The sequence below is a fragment of the Kitasatospora sp. NPDC051705 genome, from assembly GCF_044453265.1.
In the GTDB taxonomy this organism is placed as follows: domain Bacteria; phylum Actinomycetota; class Actinomycetes; order Streptomycetales; family Streptomycetaceae; genus Kitasatospora.
Window position 1 is genome coordinate 98,272 of the sequence record NZ_JBITCO010000005.1, and the last position, 16,509, is coordinate 114,780.

At 75.6% G+C, this 16,509-nt stretch carries 13 protein-coding genes; 4 read left to right on the forward strand and 9 right to left on the reverse strand.

The features are described 5' to 3' along the window. The first annotated feature begins 359 nt into the window (after positions 1-359). Positions 360-2,876, forward strand: coding sequence for a CDP-glycerol glycerophosphotransferase family protein (locus tag ACIA8Q_RS08640; protein ID WP_396316922.1), 2,517 nt, complete (start codon positions 360-362; stop codon positions 2,874-2,876). On the opposite strand, the gene ACIA8Q_RS08645 is transcribed toward ACIA8Q_RS08640, so the two are convergent. The 6 genes from ACIA8Q_RS08645 to ACIA8Q_RS08670 form a co-directional block, all read right to left on the reverse strand. Then, the gene (locus tag ACIA8Q_RS08645; protein WP_396316923.1) at positions 2,861-3,349 is read right to left on the reverse strand and encodes a 2'-5' RNA ligase family protein; all 489 of its coding nucleotides are present in this window, start codon (positions 3,347-3,349) and stop codon (positions 2,861-2,863) included. The two genes, ACIA8Q_RS08640 and ACIA8Q_RS08645, sit on opposite strands and share 16 nt — an antisense overlap. Positions 3,350-3,411: 62 nt before the next feature. Beyond that, positions 3,412-4,452 carry a tryptophan--tRNA ligase gene (gene trpS / locus ACIA8Q_RS08650; RefSeq protein WP_360223075.1) on the reverse strand — a complete coding sequence of 347 codons (1,041 nt, stop codon included), beginning with the start codon at positions 4,450-4,452 and terminating at the stop codon, positions 3,412-3,414. Positions 4,453-4,482: 30 nt separating this feature from the next. Further along, the gene (locus ACIA8Q_RS08655; RefSeq protein WP_360223078.1) at positions 4,483-5,808 is read right to left on the reverse strand and encodes a hemolysin family protein; all 1,326 of its coding nucleotides are present in this window, start codon (positions 5,806-5,808) and stop codon (positions 4,483-4,485) included. 75 nt (positions 5,809-5,883) lie between these two features. Then, positions 5,884-6,876, reverse strand: a complete 993-nt coding sequence (locus ACIA8Q_RS08660; protein WP_360223081.1) for a malate dehydrogenase — start codon at positions 6,874-6,876, stop codon at positions 5,884-5,886. A gap of 201 nt (positions 6,877-7,077) precedes the next feature. Continuing rightward, positions 7,078-7,503 (reverse strand): DUF3017 domain-containing protein, encoded by a 426-nt coding sequence (locus tag ACIA8Q_RS08665; protein ID WP_360223084.1) that lies wholly within the window; start codon positions 7,501-7,503, stop codon positions 7,078-7,080. Positions 7,504-7,537: 34 nt separating this feature from the next. Then, entirely contained in the window at positions 7,538-8,392 is an 855-nt protein-coding gene (locus ACIA8Q_RS08670; RefSeq protein ID WP_360223087.1) for a bifunctional methylenetetrahydrofolate dehydrogenase/methenyltetrahydrofolate cyclohydrolase, read from the reverse strand. Between the two features lie 481 nt (positions 8,393-8,873). On the opposite strand from ACIA8Q_RS08670, the gene ACIA8Q_RS08675 reads away from it, so the two are divergent. Continuing rightward, positions 8,874-9,494, forward strand: coding sequence for a hypothetical protein (locus tag ACIA8Q_RS08675; RefSeq protein ID WP_360223090.1), 621 nt, complete (start codon positions 8,874-8,876; stop codon positions 9,492-9,494). 140 nt (positions 9,495-9,634) lie between these two features. On the opposite strand, the gene purH is transcribed toward ACIA8Q_RS08675, so the two are convergent. Both purH and purN read right to left on the reverse strand, forming a co-directional pair. After that, positions 9,635-11,212, reverse strand: coding sequence for a bifunctional phosphoribosylaminoimidazolecarboxamide formyltransferase/IMP cyclohydrolase (gene purH / locus ACIA8Q_RS08680; protein ID WP_360208953.1), 1,578 nt, complete (start codon positions 11,210-11,212; stop codon positions 9,635-9,637). Then, complete coding sequence (gene purN, locus ACIA8Q_RS08685) at positions 11,209-11,865, reverse strand: phosphoribosylglycinamide formyltransferase (RefSeq protein ID WP_360208955.1); 657 nt, start codon at positions 11,863-11,865, stop codon at positions 11,209-11,211. Before purN ends, purH begins: the two co-directional genes overlap by 4 nt. Positions 11,866-12,279: 414 nt before the next feature. Here purN and ACIA8Q_RS08690 point away from each other — a divergent pair, with 414 nt between their 5' ends. Then, complete coding sequence (locus tag ACIA8Q_RS08690) at positions 12,280-12,924, forward strand: hypothetical protein (protein ID WP_360208957.1); 645 nt, start codon at positions 12,280-12,282, stop codon at positions 12,922-12,924. A 10-nt stretch (positions 12,925-12,934) separates the two neighbouring features. Here ACIA8Q_RS08690 and ACIA8Q_RS08695 read toward each other — a convergent pair whose 3' ends face one another. Further along, positions 12,935-14,374: a DUF6350 family protein gene (locus ACIA8Q_RS08695; protein WP_360208960.1), complete on the reverse strand. Its 1,440-nt coding sequence runs from the start codon at positions 14,372-14,374 to the stop codon at positions 12,935-12,937. A gap of 132 nt (positions 14,375-14,506) precedes the next feature. On the opposite strand from ACIA8Q_RS08695, the gene ACIA8Q_RS08700 reads away from it, so the two are divergent. Further along, the gene (locus tag ACIA8Q_RS08700; RefSeq protein ID WP_396316924.1) at positions 14,507-16,468 is read left to right on the forward strand and encodes a LuxR C-terminal-related transcriptional regulator; all 1,962 of its coding nucleotides are present in this window, start codon (positions 14,507-14,509) and stop codon (positions 16,466-16,468) included. Positions 16,469-16,509: the final 41 nt, after the last annotated feature.

The window sequence follows — 16,509 nt, forward strand, 5'->3', positions numbered from 1 at the left end:
GCGGCCCGCGCGACGTCGGGCCCCCGGGCCGCCGGCTCGCCCCCCGCCGGGGGGGGCGCCGCGTGGCACCCACGGGCTTACCCCCCCCCCCCCCCCCCCCGCGGCGCCCCCCGCCCCCGGCGGGGGGCGCCTCGGCGCATTCTGGACGTTTCCTGGACACTTCCCCGCCCTTTACGTCCGCATTGCACTCGAACTCGTGTTTCGTTGACGAATTTCGCGGGAAATTCGCCGGACCGTACAGTTGACCCCGGGTGTCGTCCCGGTATGGGATGTCAATTCGGATCCGGCCCGGTGGATATCGGCCCGGAGCCCCGGTCCACCGCCATGGCCCGGCCGCCGTCCCGAAGGGCCCACCCCCGATGTCTGTGCTCACGCGGTTCGTCCTCCCCCACGCGGGCCCGCGGGTCGGCACCGAGCGGCCCGCCGAGGACGAGGACGTCGTCTTCGGCCTGCTGCGCGCCCGCTGGACGGGCCGCGGGCTGGAGCTCACCGGCTTCGCCCGGCCGGACGACCTCGACACCGGCCGCCCCGGCTCCGCCTGGACCTGGCTGACCCTGCGCCACCCCGACCCGGACCTCCCGCCCGTCCACCTCCGCTCCCGGCCGCGCCGGCTGCCCGAGGTCACCGACGACAGCGCCCAGCCCGACCTCAACCACGACTGGTCCGGCTTCACGGCCCTGGTCGACCCGGCCCGGCTGCGCCGCGGCCCCGACTGGCCGCTCGGCGACTGGCAGGTCGAGGCCACCCTGTTCACCCGCCCGCGCCCGGCCCGGGTGCGGCGCCAGTACGGCTCCCTCGCCCCGCACTGGTGCGGCTCCGGCGAGTACCCGCCGGCCCGCTGGCTGGACCGGGACGTCCGCCTCCAGCCGGAGTTCTCCGACGGGCGGCTGCGGCTGCGGCTCGAACGCCCCGGCGTCCGGCTCACCCACGCCGCCCCCACCGCCGACGGCCTCGACCTGCGCGGCACCGCGCACGACCAGCCCGACGGCACCGTGCTGCGGCTGCGCCACCGGCAGAGCCCGGCCGTCATCGAACGGCCGGTCGCCCGCACCGGCGACCGCTTCGCCGTCCACGTCCCGTACCGGCCGTTCACCGCCGACGGCCGCGGCGCCGACGACCTCGAACACTGGGACGCCGAGTTGCAGCGCCCCGACGGCACCACCGAGCAGCTCTGCCTCGATGAGCGCCACGGCCGGGTGGCCGGCCAGCACCGGCTGCCCGGCGCCCCGGACCGCGCGCTCTACCTCAAGCACCTCGCCGACGGGCGGCTCCAGCTGTGTGTCCAGCCGGCGGCCGGCCTGGTCGAGCGGATCGCCGTCCGGGCCGGCGGCTTCGAGCTCACCGGCCACTGCCCTGGGGGCTCCGCCGACCGGCTGGAGCTCGTGCTGCGGCACACCGGCGTGGCCGGCGAGGTGCGCAGCCCCGTCGAGACCGGCCCCGGCGGCCGGTTCCTGGTCCGGGTGCCGGCGACCCGCACCGGCTCGGACGGCGCCGGCCTGCCGCTGCGCAAGGGCGTCTGGGAGGCGTCGCTGGAGCCCGTCGGGCACTCCGGCCCGAGCCGCCCGCTGCTCGCCGCGCCCGCCGCGCTCCCCGCCCTGCCCGCCGCCACCTCCGTCGGCGGCAAGCGGATCCTGCTGCAGCGCCGCTGGCACGACACCCTGCTGGTGGACTCCACCCCGGTGCTCACCGCCACCGAGCGCAGTGCCTGGACGCAGGCCCGGCTGCGCACCCGCGCGTACCCCGCCGCCCGCCGCGAGCCGCTGCGCGAGGCCGTGCTGTACGACGTGTTCGGCGGCCGCGGCTACGCCGACTCGCCGCGCGCGGTGCACGCCGAACTCGACCGCCGCAGCGCGCCGTTGGAGCACCTCTGGGTGGTCGACGACGCCCAGGCCGAACTCCCGCCCGGGGTGCGCGCCGTCCGGATCTGGAGCCCCGAGTGGTACCGGGCCCTGGCCACCTGCCGCTACCTCGTCGGCAACACCCACTTCCCGGACTTCCTGGAACGCCGCCCCGGCCAGGTGGTGGTGCAGACCTGGCACGGCTCACTGCTGAAGCGGATCGCCCACGACGTCGACAACCCCTGGCTGGCCGACCACGGCTACCTGGACGCGCTCGACCGGGAGACCCCGCAGTGGAGCCTGCTGCTCTCCCCCAGCCCGTTCGCCACCCCGATCCTGCGCCGCGCCTTCCGCTACCAGGGCGAGATCCTGGAGGCCGGCTACCCCCGCAACGACGTGCTCGCCAGACCCGACCGACGCACCGCCGCGGCCGTCCGCCGCAGGCTCGGCGTCCCGGACGGCAAGCGGATCGTGCTGTACGCGCCGACCTGGCGGGAGGACCAGCAGCGCGGCGACGGCGACGGCTTCCGCTTCGACCTGCGCCTCGACCTCGACCACGCCCGGCGCCTGCTCGGCCCGGACCACGTGCTGCTGGTCCGCCCCCACGCGCACGTCCGCGAACCGCTGCCCGGCGCCGGGGACGGCTTCCTGTACGACTGCGGGGACTACCCGGACCCGCAGGAGCTGCTGCTGGTCGCGGACGTGCTGGTGACCGACTACTCGTCGATCATGTTCGACTTCGCCGTCACGGGCCGCCCGGTGCTCTTCTTCACCTACGACCTGGAGCACTACCGGGACACCCTGCGCGGCTTCTACTTCGACTTCGAGCCGCAGGCCCCCGGCCCGCTCGTCCCCACCTCCGCCGGACTGCTCCGCGCGCTGCGCGAACTCGCCGACGGCGGCACCGGGCTGCCGCCCGGCTACGCCGAGCGCCACCGCCGCTTCCGGGCCGAGCACTGCGTCCTGGACGACGGCGGGGCGTCCCGCCGGGTGGTGGACCGGATGCTGGAGCTGGGGGCGGGTCAGGAGAACCGGTAGCCGCGCCAGGGCCGCCAGACCTCGTCCGCGTCGAAGCGGGAGAGGCTGAAGCCCGACACGTCGAAGGCCGCCCGGAAACCGCGGGCCTGCGCGTACGCCTGGTCGAGCGCGTCCTCGGACAGGCCGTGCGCCACCGTCACGTGCGGGTGGTAGGGGAAGGCCAGCTCGCGGGCCAGCGGGCCGGAGCGGACGTCCGCCTCCAGCAGGCGGCACTCCTGCGCGCCCTCCTCGACCCGGACGAACACCACCGGGGAGACCGGGCGGAAGGTCCCGGCGCCGCTCAGCAGCATCCGGAACGGCCGGTGCGCGGCGGCCACCGCGGCCAGGTGCTCCTCGATCTTCGGCAGCGCCCCGGCCGGCACCTCGGTCGGCGGCAGCAGGGTCACGTGCGTCGGTATCGACCGGGCCTGCGGATCGCCGTGCCCGGCGCGGGCGTCCTGGATCTCCGTCCCGTACGGGTCCGGGACGCTCACGGACACGCCGATGGTGAGGACCTCCGGGAGGTCCTCACCATCGGGCAGTCGCGGCAGCGCAGTCACCGCTTGGCGGCCGGGAGGAAGCCGATCCGGTCGTACACCGTCGCCAGCGTCTGCGCGGCCACCTCGCGGGCCTTCTCGCCGCCGATCGCCAGCACCCGGTCCAGCTCGGCCGGGTCGTCCAGGTAGACGCGGGTGCGCTCCTGGAACGGGGTGACCCACTCGGTGAACAGCTCGGCCAGCTCGGTCTTCAGGGCGCCGTACATCTTGCCCTCGAAGTGCGCGACCAGCTGCTCGACCGACTGGCCGCTGAGCGCCGAGTGGATGCGCAGCAGGTTGGAGACGCCGGCCTTCTCCTCCTCGTCGTAGGAGACCACGGTGCCGGTGTCGGTGACGGCGCTCTTGAACTTCTTGGCGCTCGTCTTCGCGTCGTCCAGCAGGCTGACCAGGCCCTTGGCCGAGGAGGCCGACTTGCTCATCTTGATCGCCGGGTCCTGGAGGTCCTGGATCTTGGCCGTCTCCTTGAGGATGTACGGCTTCGGGACCGTGAAGGTCGGGCTGTAGCGGGTGTTGAAGCGCTCCGCGAGGTCGCGGGTGAGCTCCACGTGCTGGCGCTGGTCCTCGCCGACCGGGACGGCGTCCGCCTGGTAGAGCAGGATGTCGGCGACCTGGAGGATCGGATAGGTGAACAGGCCCACGGAGGTGCCGGCGGCGCCCTGCTTGGCCGACTTGTCCTTGAACTGGGTCATCCGGGAGGCCTCGCCGAAGCCGGTGAGGCAGTTCATCACCCAGCCGAGCTGCGCGTGCTCGGGCACGTGCGACTGGACGAACAGGGTGCAGTGCTCAGGGTCCAGGCCGGCCCCGAGCAGCTGTGCGGCGGAGATCCGGGTGTTCTGGCGCAGCGTCGCCGGGTCCTGCTCCACGGTGATCGCGTGCAGGTCGACGACCATGTAGAAGGCGTCGTTCTCCTTCTGCAGGTCGACCCACTGGCGCACCGCGCCCAGGTAGTTGCCGAGGTGGAACGAGCCGGAGGTGGGCTGGATGCCGGAGAGCACCCGGGGACGGTCCTTGACCGGACCGGTGACCGCTGCGTTGACCATGCGCGCCATTGTTCCAGTTCCACCGGTCGCTCAGGAAACGTCTGCCCCTGGAGGTTCCGCCAGTGTGACCGCACTCACCCTCACCCTGGCGATCCGCCGGCCCTCCATCTTGGCCACCGTCAGCAGCACGCCGCCCCCGCCGTCGACCGGGACGCGCACCTGGTCGCCGTCCCGGGGGAGCCGGCCGAGCGAGGCGACCAGGCAGCCCGCCACCGTCTCGTACGGGCCCTCGGGCAGGGTGGCGCCGGTCTCCTCGGTGAAGTCGCCGAGGTTGAGCAGGCCGTCGAGCTCCATGCCGCCGCCGGCCAGCCGACGGGTGGCGGCGGTCTCCGGCCGGTCGTACTCGTCCCGGATCTCGCCGATCACCTCCTCGACCAGGTCCTCCAGGGTGACGATCCCGGCGGTGCCGCCGTACTCGTCCACCACGATCGCCAGGTGGTGGCCCTCCCGGCGCATCTCGCCCATCGCCTCCAGCACCAGCTTGGTGCCGGGCAGCAGCTTGACCGGGCGGGCCAGGTCGCGGGCCTTGACGGCCTGCTCGCCGCGCGCGCCGTACAGGTCGCGGACGTGGACGAAGCCGACCACCGCGTCGGCGCTGCCCTCGACCACCGGGTAGCGCGAGTGCGGCGAGGTGTCCGCCTGGTGCCGGACGGCGGCCAGCGGGCGCTCGGCGTCCAGGAAGGTCACCTCCGTCCTCGGGACCATCACCTCGCGCAGCTGGCGCTCCCCGGCGGAGAACACGTCCGCGATCAACGCGCGCTCGTCGCTGCCGAGTTCGGTGTTGGCGGCGACCAGGCCGCGGAGCTCCTCGGAGCTCATCGACCCGCGGCCGGCGGCCGGGTCGCCGCCGAGCAGGCGGACCATCAGGTTGGTGGAGTGACCGAGCAGCCAGATCACCGGGCGCAGCACCACCGACATCACGTCGACCACCGGCGCCGCGAGCACCGCGATGGACTCGGCGCGCTGCAGGCCGATGCGCTTGGGGGTGAGCTCGCCGAGCACCAGCGAGGCGTAGCTGATCACCAGGGTGAGGCCGACCAGGGCGATCGCGTCGGCGACGCCCTCGGTCAGCCCGGCCCGCACGAACAGCGGGGCGACCTTGCCGGACAGGGTGTCCGCGCCGAAGGCCGCGGACAGGAAGCCCATGCAGGTCACGCCGACCTGGACGGCGGCCAGGAAGCGGTTGGGGTCGGCGGCCAGGTGGGCGGCCCGGGCGGAGCGGCGGGTGCCGTGCGCCTCCAGGGTCCGGATCTGGCCCTCGCGCAGCGAGATCAGCGAGATCTCGGCGACGTTGAACAGTCCGCCCAGCAGGATGAAGACGAGGACGAGCGCGGCGTCCCCGAGGGTTTCGTTCACAGCGGGCCAGTGTAGGGCGACGGCCCGCCGCCCCTCGGGAGGGGCGGCGGGCCGTCGGGAGGCGTCGCGCGGGGCTCAGATGAGGCCGAGCTCCTGGACCGCGTCGCGCTCCTCGGTCAGCTCCTTGACCGAGGCGTCGATGCGGGCGCGCGAGAAGTCGGAGATCTCCAGGCCCTGGACGATCTCGAACTTGCCGGCCTTGGTGGTGACCGGGAAGGAGGAGATCAGACCGGCCGGGACGCCGTAGGAGCCGTCGGAGACGACGCCCATGGAGGTCCAGTCGCCCTCGGCGGTGCCGTTGACCCAGGTGTGCACGTGGTCGATGGCGGCGTTGGCGGCCGAGGCGGCCGAGGAGGCGCCGCGGGCGTCGATGATGGCCGCGCCGCGCTTGGCGACGGTCGGGATGAAGTCGTTCTCCAGCCAGGCCTGGTCGCTGCCGACGGCCTCGAAGGCCGGCTTGCCGGCGATCTCGGCCTGGAAGACGTCCGGGTACTGGGTGGCGGAGTGGTTGCCCCAGATGGTGACGCGCTTGATCTCGGAGACCGGCGCACCGGTCTTCAGGGACAGCTGGCCGACGGCCCGGTTGTGGTCCAGGCGGGTCATCGCGGTGAAGCGCTCGGCCGGGACGTCCGGGGCGTTGCGCTGGGCGATCAGGGCGTTGGTGTTGGCCGGGTTGCCGACCACCAGGACCTTGATGTCGTCCGCGGCGTGGTCGTTGATCGCCTTGCCCTGCGGGCCGAAGATGCCGCCGTTGGCCTGCAGCAGGTCGCCGCGCTCCATGCCCGCGGTGCGCGGACGGGCGCCGACCAGCAGCGCCACGTTGGCGCCGTCGAAGGCCTCGTTCGCGTTGTCCGTGATGGTGATGTCGCGCAGCAGCGGGAAGGCGCAGTCGACGAGCTCCATGGCGGTGCCCTCGGCGGCCTTGAGGCCCTGCGGGATCTCCAGGAGGCGCAGGTTCACCGGCACGTCGGCACCGAGCAGGTGGCCCGAGGCGATGCGGAAGAGCAGCGCGTAGCCGATCTGGCCGGCCGCTCCGGTGATGGTGACGTTGACGGGGGTGCGGGTCATTTCTACCTTCTCCAGCAAATCGCCAGGTGCCCCAGGCACACCGGCGCACTGGAGCCGAGGATGGTCTCTCGACATCGAGAGACCGGCGTCAGGTTATCGCAAAGCGAAGCGTACGCCGCGGGTACCGGACTGGCTGATGCGTCACAACGACGGCGGCCCCCGCCCGGAGGGTCCGGGCGGGGGCCGTCACGGGGGCCCGGCTCAGTGCTTGGGCCGGCCGATCAGCTGGCCGATGTTGTCGAGCAGCGGGATCTCCAGCCACGGGTTCGGCTGTGCCACCAGGGTCAGCAGCACGATCGACGCGCCCAGGAAGGTCAGCACGATCACGTCGGTGAAGCGGCTGCGCACCGCCAGCATCCCGACCTCGGGCATCACCAGCCGCAGCACGGCGCCGAGCAGCACCCCGCCGCCGAGGATCAGCAGCCCGTACTTGAAGCCGTCCTTGAAGTCGGCGAACCAGGTGACCGCGAGACCGGCGCCGACCACCAGCAGGACCAGGGTTATCGGCCACTGCCGGACGGGCAGCGCGTGGTCACGCCCGAGGGCCGCGGCCGAGCCCTCGGGCGGCAGGGTGCCGGTGGTCTTGACCGGCCTGCGCCGGGTCCGCGCCGGTCGCGGTTCCGTCATGCTCGCCGTCCCTCGTCGTGGTGTCGGTCGGGTGTCAGACGCCGGCGCGGCGCTCGGCCGCCACGACGATGTTGTTGAGCAGCATGGCCCGGGTCATCGGGCCCACGCCGCCGGGGTTGGGGGAGATCCACCCGGCCACCTCGGCCACGCCGGGGTGCACGTCGCCGACGATCTTGCCCTCGCTGCGGCTGACGCCCACGTCCAGCACCGCCGCGCCCGGCTTGACGTCCTCCGGCTTGACCAGGTGCGGCACACCGGCGGCGGCCACCACGATGTCGGCCTTGCGCAGGTGGTAGGCGAGGTCCCGGGTGCCGGTGTGGCACAGGGTCACGGTGGCGTTCTCGCTGCGGCGGGTGAGCAGCAGGCCGATCGAACGGCCGACGGTGACACCGCGGCCGATCACGACCACCTCGGCGCCGTCGATCCCGACGCCGTGGCGGCGCAGCAGCTCGACGATGCCCAGCGGGGTGCAGGGCAGCGGGCCCTCGATGCCCAGGGCGAGGCGGCCGAGCGAGGTCGGGTGCAGGCCGTCCGCGTCCTTGTCCGGGTCCATCAGCTCCAGGACCGGGTTCTGGTCCAGGCCCTTGGGCAGCGGCAGCTGGACGATGTAGCCGGTGCACGCGGGGTCGGCGTTGAGCTCGCGGACGACGTTCTCGACGTCCTCCTGCGTGGCGGTGGCGGGCAGCTCGCGCTGGATCGAGGCGATGCCGACCTCGGCGCAGTCGCGGTGCTTGCCGTTCACGTACCAGCGGCTGCCCGGGTCGTCGCCGACCAGGACGGTGCCGAGGCCGGGCGTGACGCCCTTCGCCTTGAGGGCCGCCACGCGGGCGGCGAGTTCGGACTTGATCGCGGCGGCGGTGGCCTTGCCATCGAGAATCTGGGCAGTCATGACCCCATTCTCCCGGATCGCGGCGCGCCGCCGTACCAGGGCCCGCCAGCCGACCGAACGGACACGGAACGTCCTGGCCACGTTGCGGTTGCGCCACAGTCCGGCCCGCGCGCGGGGAACCGGCTGGACACGGCCAGGCCGTCCGTTCGACGATATGCGGGCATTCCCTGCCGCGAACCGGCCCGGTGACGGGCCGACGGACTCCCGGCGGGGCGTACCCGGGGGAAAGAGCACGTGAGCCGACCACTTCAGATCGAGCAGCCCGACCAGCGAGGCGTCGTCCCGCCCGCGGCGTGCCCGTCGACGACTCCGCTCGCGCCGCCGCCACCGCGCTCACCACGCGGCTGAGCCGACCGCGCCGCCCGGCCCCGTGCCGGGCCTCCGCCCTGCCCGCGCCCCGTTCCGTCGCCGACCCGACCCGCCGACCGGAACCGGGACCTCCGCACCGTCCCCACGTCCCCGTAACTGCCCGGAGGCATCGATGAGTTACCCGCCCGACCCGAACAACCCCTACGGCCAGCCGCCGCAGGCCCCCGGCTACGGCTACCCCCAGCAGGCCCCGCCGGCCGCCGCGTACGGCTACCCGCAGGCCGCTCCGGGCTACGGCGCCCCGGGCTACGGCTACCCGCCGGCCGTCCCGCAGAGCATGCCGGGCCTGGTCGTCACCACCCGGGTGCTGTTGTTCGTCATCGGCGCCGTGCAGATCATCGGCGCGGGTGTCTACCTGATCGCCGCCGCGGCGGCCAAGGAGGTCACCAACCGGGCGCAGCAGATCGACGGAAGCGACCCGTTCAACGGCTTCGGCAACGCGGCGGCCGGTGTGCTGGTGGTGATCGGCGTCGTGTGCGCGCTGTTCGCGGCGTTCTCGATCACGCTGGGCGCGAAGTTCGGCAAGGGCGGCCCGGCCGTGCGCGTCACCACCCTGGTGTACGGCGCGCTCGGCGCATTGCTGGGCCTGCTCGGGCTGCTCGGCACCTTCGCCAACAAGGCCAACCCGGTCGGCCTGGTCTTCGTGCTGATGTGGCTCGCGGTGTCGATCATCATGATCGTCTCGATGAGCGTGAAGGACGGCGTCGCCTGGTTCTCCCGGCCGCGCTACTGAGCACCGGGCCCGGCGGGCGGCGCCCGCACCGGGCCACCGGCCGCCGGGCCGGAACGACGAGCGGCCCGGCCCCCTCCCGCGGGAGGGGGCCGGGCCGCTCCGTCACACCGTCAGCCGGTGACGGTCGGGCGACCGGGCGATCAGTGGAAGAAGTGCCGCGCGCCGGTGAAGTACATCGTCACGCCCGCCTCGGCGGCCGCCGCGACGACCTCCTCGTCCCGGATAGAACCACCCGGCTGCACGATGGCCCGCACACCGGCCGCGATCAGGATCGCCGCACCGTCCGCGAACGGGAAGAACGCGTCCGAGGCCGCGTAGGCGCCCTTGGCGCGCTCGCCGGCCCGCTCGACCGCGAGCTTGCACGAGTCGACCCGGTTGACCTGGCCCATGCCGACGCCCACCGAGGCTCCGTCCTTGGCCAGCAGGATCGCGTTGGACTTGACGGCCCGGCAGGCCCGCCAGGCGAAGGCCAGCTCGGCCAGCTCCGCGCCGGACAGCGCCTCGCCGGTGGCCAGCGTCCAGTTCGCCGGGTCGTCGCCCTCGGCGTGCACCCGGTCGGTGTCCTGCAGCAGCACGCCGCCGGAGACCGGGCGCACCTCCTGCCGGCCGGCCGGCGCCTCGGGGGCCAGCAGCACCCGCAGGTTCTTCTTCCGGGCCAGCACCTCGACGGCGCCGTCCTCGTAACCCGGGGCCACCACGACCTCGGTGAAGATCGGTGCGATCTGCTCGGCCAGCTCGACGGTGACCGGGCGGTTGACCGCGATCACGCCGCCGTACGCCGACACCGGGTCGCACTCGTGCGCCTTGCGGTGCGCCTCGGCGACGTCCGCGCCGGTCGCGATGCCGCAGGGGTTGGCGTGCTTGATGATCGCGACGGCCGGCTCGGCGTGGTCGTACGCGGCACGGCGCGCGGCGTCGGTGTCGACGTAGTTGTTGTACGACATCTCCTTGCCGTGCAGCTGCTGCGCGCCGGCCAGGCCGCCCGTGCCGTCGCTGTACAGCGCGGCGCCCTGGTGCGGGTTCTCGCCGTAGCGCAGCACGTTCTGCCGCTCCCAGGTCGCGCCCAGGAACTCCGGGAAGCGCTCGTCGCTCGGCGCGTAGCCGGCCTCGAACCACGAGGCGACCGCGACGTCGTAGGCGGCGGTGTGCGCAAACGCGGCACCGGCCAGGCGCTTGCGGGTGGCCAGGTCGAAGCCGCCGCCGGCGACGGCCTCCAGCACGTCGCCGTAGCGGGCCGGGTCGACCACGACGGCCACCGACGGGTGGTTCTTGGCGGCGGCGCGGACCATGCTCGGGCCGCCGATGTCGATCTGCTCGACGCACTCGTCCGGGGTGGCGCCCGAGGCGACGGTGGCCTTGAACGGGTAGAGGTTCACCACGACCAGGTCGAAGGGCTCGACGCCCAGCTCGGCCAGCTGCGCGCGGTGCGACTCCAGCCGCAGGTCGGCGAGCACGCCGGCGTGCACGCGCGGGTGCAGGGTCTTCACGCGCCCGTCCAGGCACTCCGGGAAGCCGGTCAGCTCGGAGACCTCGGTCACCGGGACGCCGGCGGCGGCGATCCGGCCTGCGGTCGAGCCGGTGGAGACGATGGCGACCCCGGCGGCGTGCAGGCCCTGGGCCAGCTCCTCCAGACCGGTCTTGTCGTACACGCTGATCAGCGCGCGACGGATCGGACGGACGTCCTCGGAGACAGGAGGGGTGGTGGAGCTTGCGCTCATGCCGGAATCCATACCTTTCGGTCCTCGATGCGGTGACCTTCGCGGGCCAGCCGGCCCACGACGTCGACGAGCAGCTTGCGCTCGACAGTCTTGATGCGCTCGTGCAGCGCGTCGCCGCCATCGGCGTGGTCGGCGTCGACGACCTCGACGACGCCCTGCGCGATGATCGGCCCGGTGTCCACCCCGGCGTCGACCAGGTGGACGGTGCAGCCGGTGACCCGGACCCCGTAGGCGAGGGCGTCGGCCACGCCGTGGGCACCGGGGAAGGACGGCAGCAGCGCGGGGTGGGTGTTCACGATCCGCCCGGCGAAGGCCGCGATGAACTCGGGGCCGAGGATCTTCATGAACCCGGCCGTGACCACCAGGTCCGGTTCGTGGGCGGCGACGGAGGCGGTCAGCGCGCGGTCCCAGTCGGCCCGGTCCGGGTGGTCCTTCACCCGGTGCACGAAGACCGGCAGTCCGGCCCTCCCGGCGCGCTCCAGACCGGCGATCCCGTCGCGGTCCGCGCCCACGGCGACGATCTCGGCCCCGAAGGCCGGATCGGCGGCGGCGTCGATCAGCGCCTGCAGATTGGTGCCGGAACCGGAGACCAGCACCACCAGTCGGGCCGGTCCGGGCGTACGGGGCGGGAAGAGCTGGGCGGGGGCGGCCACTGCGCGATTCTCCGTAGGTCGGGCGCCGCCCGCTGGTACGTCCACCGGCGGTGGGGCCACTACGAACGGCAGGTCGAGCGAGGGGGAACACCAGGAGAACCCGCCGCGACGCGGGCCCCCGGGAACCTATGTGAGCTGCTGACCGTCACCACGATAACGGCTGGTCGGACGCCCCTCGAACCCTCCTGTCGGCGCTACGCGCGTAGTTGAGACGGGGATCTCCTCCCGCCCCCCGCAGCGCAGTTGCCGCGGCGGGGCGCGTCCGGAACCCGGGCGGCCGTCCCGCGCCGGACGGCCACGGCGGGCCCCTCCCGGCCCGGGCAGCGGGCGGGCCGCCGGAGCCCCGGCGAACGGCTGCGGGATCATAGGGGGCGCGGGAGACCGCCCCTCCGACCGAGAAGGAATGGCTGAACCATGAGCAGCGGTGACGACACCGGCGAGCGCAACCCCTTCGCGCCGCCGCCGGCGGATGCCCCGGACCAGCCGTGGCAGCCGCGCAACCCCTGGCCCGGCGAGCACCCCCGGGGCGACGGCGGCCAGGGGCCCGACGGCCAGGGCACCGGCGAGCGCCCGCAGTTCCCGCCGCCGCACCCTTGGGGCCCCGTCCAGCACGGTGACGGCCGGGGGCCGCGGCCCCCCGCCCCGCAGCCGCCGAAGCTCGACCCCACCGACCCGGCCCAGCGCCGCGCCCGCAACGCCGCCCTCGCCGGACCGGCCGCGCTGGTCTGCCTGTTCATCGGCCTCCAGTGGGCGGCCCTGTTCTTCGGCGTGCTCGGCATCGTCCTGGGCGTCAGCGCGATGCGCACCCCGCGGCGCGCAGCCGCGGGCCCCGGCGCCGCGCCCCGGCCCGCCGCCCCGAACCCGCTCACCCCGGCCGCGCTCGCGGGCATCCTCACCGGCGCGATGACCGTCGTGGTCGCCTCCTCGGTGATCGCCCTCGGGGTGTACTACGACGACTACGTCACCTGCGTCCGGGACTCGCTGACCTCCGTCGGCGCCGAGAACTGCAACCGCCTGGCGCCCAAGTGGTACGTGGACTTCACCGGGAACGCCGGGTAGGTCCCGGACCTCACCCCTCCCGAGGTCCGCTCAGGCGCACCACGGCGGCGTACGCGCGGGCGCGCACCAGCAGCGCACCCCGGTGCGCCTGCGCCGCGAGCCGGGCGCGGGCGGTGAGCGGAGCGCCCCCCACACCGCCGTCCCCGACACCGCCGTCCCCGGGGGCGGCGACCCCAGAGGCGGCGACCGCGGGACGCAGCGCCCGGTGACGGGTCAGCAGCGCCCCCGGCACGGCCACCAGCACCAGCCAGCCCGCCGCCGCCAGGCCCGTCCACCACGGCACCGGGCCGATCCACGCCATCCGCCCACCGGCGAGCGCGCCGCCCGACAGCCAGCCCAGGGCGGCCGCCCCGGCACCCGTCAGCAGCGCCGCCGCCAGCACCGCCGCCGCCGTGGCGGCCGGCGACCAGGGCACCGCACCGGGCTCCCCAGTGGGCTCCCCCGCGGGCTCCGCCGGGCGGCCGTGACCGGCCGCCGCCCGGCCCAGCAGCACCGCCGGCACCACGGCCGCGAGCACCGGCAGCAGCAGCGCCGCCCACCGCCAGCCGCCCGGCCCCTCGGCCGGGAGCAGCGCGAACAGCGGGAACTCCGGCACCGGGCCGAGCGCCGTACCGGCCGGGGTCACCGCCGTCCCGGCGCCCACCGCGAAGCCCGGCCCCAGCGCGTACGCGGCCCCCCAGAGCACGGCGTTCGGCAGCAGCGCGACCCCGAGCAGCAGCAAGCCGGCCAGGGCCGCCGGACCGCCCCCGAGCACCGCCGCCCCGCGGCCGCCCCCGACCACCGCGGCCAGCACCGCCGCGACCGCCACCAGCAGCCCGCCCGCCGCCGCCAGCCCCGCACCGGCGGCCAGCGCGGCCCCGCGCACCGCCGCCTCGCCACCGGACGGGCGCAGCGACGGCGGCAGCCGGTCCAGCAGCGGCCGACCCGGACCGGAGGCCCGCGCCGAGCGGGCGCCCGCCGCCGTCGCCAGCCCGGTCACCAGGCCCACCACCAGCACGTCCGGCAGCACCCTGGTCCGGAAGAGCCCGTCGCCCGTGCAGTGCAGGACCACCGCGAACGCCACCGCGCAGTAGCCCGCCCACACCGCGACCGGGCCGCCCCACCGCCGCCGGGGCCCGCGCCGGGCGGCCACGCCGGCGGCGGCCCGGTAGAGCTGAACCACCGCCAGCACGCCCAGGAGCAGCGGAGTGACGGTCAGCGGGGCGTCCGCGGCCCCCCGCACCAGCGGCGCGCCGTGCCCGAGCAGCCACAGCGCACCCGCCAACCGGGTGGCACCGGCCGCGCCGTTGTCCGCGTACGGCGTGGCCACCCAGAGCCCTAGCACCGGCACCCCGACCGCCGCCAGGCCGACCAGCGCCGTCCGCACCCCCGCCAACAGGTCGGCCGGCAGCGGGCGTCCACCCAGCTCGCCCGGCACTTCGAGGATCGGACGGCCCATCAGCTGCGTCATGCGCCTCATGGTGCCAAGGCGACTCGCCATGCTCGGTGAAGCGGCAAACCGCCGCCGTGTCCCAGATTATTGGCTTATGCGCATTTTCAGACCCTGCCCCCAAGCCGCCGGCGCCCCGGCCCGGAGCGTCTGATGACCACGCCACCCACCGCCGAACACCCCGCCGGGGCCGACTCCCCCACCCCCGGCCGCCGACCCCGCAAGCCCCGGGCCGCCCGCGCCGACCAGGACACCGCCCGCCTCCTGCGCAAGCTGACCCCCCGTGAGGCCCAGGCCCTCGGCCACCTCGCCACCGGCCGCGACCTCCCGCAGACCGCGGCCGCCCTCGGCGTCACCCCGGCCACCGCCCGCAGCTACGTCCAGCGGGCCATGCGCAAGCTCGGCGCCGCCACGGAGGCCGAGGCCGTCGCCCTCACCGCCGGCCTCCGCGCGCCCCAGACCTCGCCCCCGGCGGCTCCCCCGGCCACGTCGGCGGCACCGGCTCCGGCTCCGGCCAGGCCCCCGGGCCCGGCCGTTCCCCCGGCCGACGGCGCCGGCCGGGCCCCGGTCCTCGGCACCGGCGGACGGCCGAAGGAGAACCGCGCACCCGCCCCGGACGGCCACCGCCCGCAGCCGTCCCCCGGCGAGCGGCCCGGCGGCGCACCCCCCGGCACCGGCCGCCGCCGCACGCCCCCACGCTCCGCGAGCTCCCCGGCCCCCGCCGCCCCGTCAGCCGCCCCCGCCCCCGCGGAGCCCGGCAACCCGCCCACCAGCACCGGAAAGCCCGCGCCCGTGAAAACAGCGACCCCCACCGCGCCGACCACGGCACCGACCGAGGCACCGGCCACGGCCGGGCGGCAGACCACCGCCCCCACCGGCACCGCCCCCACCGGCACCGGGCCCGCCCGCGCCGGCCGGCGCCCCCGAGCGGTCGCGGGAGCGACCGGCCCCGGCGCACCGGCCCGGGCGGGTGAACCGGCCCCGGCGGGCCCGGCCGACCGGGGCGGTCGCGGCGAGCCCGCCCCCGCCCGGGCGGCGGAGCAGCCGGTCGACGCCCCCGCGCCCGCCCCGGCCGGCTCCGCGACGGCCGCCGTCCCCCGGAACTTCGAGGAGCTGTACGAGGCGGCCCACACCCGCCTGGTACAGCAGGTGTTCCTGCTGACCACCTGCAGGCACCGGGCGGTGCACTGCGTCCGGCTGGCGTTCGGACAGGCGCGGCGGGAGTGGGAGGCGGTGGCCGCATCGGGGAATCCGGAGGGATGGGTACGGGTGCGGGCCTGCGAGCTGGGGCTGTCGCCGTGGCATCGCGGGGGCCCGCGGCGCTCGCACCTCTGGAGCCTGCCGCACCGCCGGATCACCGTCCGACCGGCCGACGAGTCGCAGGCCGTCCTGCCGGACCACGACCGGCTGACCGACCGGGACCGCGCGCTGCTGAAGGCGCTGCGCCGCCTGTCGCGGCCGCAGCGGCGGGCGCTGGTGCTGCACGACGGCCTGGGGCTGCCGGCCGCGGCGGTCTCGGTCGAGGTGGAGTCCACGCTGGCGGCCGCCGAGGGCCGGGTGTGGGCGGCCCGGGCGGCGCTGGCCCAGTCGGTGCCGGACCTGGTGGGCCCGGACCCGACGGCGCCCGGATTCGCGGACCGGCTCAGCGGCCTGCTGCACCGGGCGGCGGTGCGGGGCTGCCCGGAGCCCCACCGGGCCCCGGTGCCGGTGCTGCGGGCGCGGCACCGCCTGTGGAGCGCGAGCCGGACCGGGGCGGCGGCGGCCCTGACGGTGGCGGTGGGCGGAGCGGTGCTGGCGACCCTGGTGGGGATCCGACCGGCGGCACTCTTCCGGGAGCCGGAGCCGCCGGAGCCGGCCGTGTGCGTGCCCGCCCCGGACGCCGACGAGCCGGGCGTGCCGGTGCTGCCGGGCGGCCCGCCGAACGGCGTGCGCAGCCTGTGGTGCAGTCCGACGCCGGGGATCGAGGCGGTGGTGGTGGAGCCGCGGACGGAGGCCCTCGCCCGGTGGGAGCTGCCCGCGGCGGCCCGGGGGGCCGGGGCGCCCCCGCCGCAGGGGCCGGCGGCCTGTCCGCTGTGGTCGCCGCTGCCCTGCACCACCGGGCCGGCACCGCGCTGAACGGCCCGGGAACGGGCGAGCGCCCCCGCCCGGGAGGGCGG

Excerpts from the sequence above, each read along its gene's own strand:
- ACIA8Q_RS08640 (WP_396316922.1), top strand. The coding sequence starts at position 360 with ATGTCTGTGCTCACGCGGTTCGTCCTCCCCCACGCGGGCCCGCGGGTC.
- trpS (WP_360223075.1), bottom strand. The coding sequence starts at position 4,452 with ATGGTCAACGCAGCGGTCACCGGTCCGGTCAAGGACCGTCCCCGGGTG.
- ACIA8Q_RS08660 (WP_360223081.1), bottom strand. The coding sequence starts at position 6,876 with ATGACCCGCACCCCCGTCAACGTCACCATCACCGGAGCGGCCGGCCAG.
- ACIA8Q_RS08665 (WP_360223084.1), bottom strand. The coding sequence starts at position 7,503 with ATGACGGAACCGCGACCGGCGCGGACCCGGCGCAGGCCGGTCAAGACC.
- ACIA8Q_RS08670 (WP_360223087.1), bottom strand. The coding sequence starts at position 8,392 with ATGACTGCCCAGATTCTCGATGGCAAGGCCACCGCCGCCGCGATCAAG.
- ACIA8Q_RS08675 (WP_360223090.1), top strand. The coding sequence starts at position 8,874 with ATGAGTTACCCGCCCGACCCGAACAACCCCTACGGCCAGCCGCCGCAG.
- purH (WP_360208953.1), bottom strand. The coding sequence starts at position 11,212 with ATGAGCGCAAGCTCCACCACCCCTCCTGTCTCCGAGGACGTCCGTCCG.
- ACIA8Q_RS08690 (WP_360208957.1), top strand. The coding sequence starts at position 12,280 with ATGAGCAGCGGTGACGACACCGGCGAGCGCAACCCCTTCGCGCCGCCG.
- ACIA8Q_RS08695 (WP_360208960.1), bottom strand. The coding sequence starts at position 14,374 with ATGACGCAGCTGATGGGCCGTCCGATCCTCGAAGTGCCGGGCGAGCTG.
- ACIA8Q_RS08700 (WP_396316924.1), top strand. The coding sequence starts at position 14,507 with ATGACCACGCCACCCACCGCCGAACACCCCGCCGGGGCCGACTCCCCC.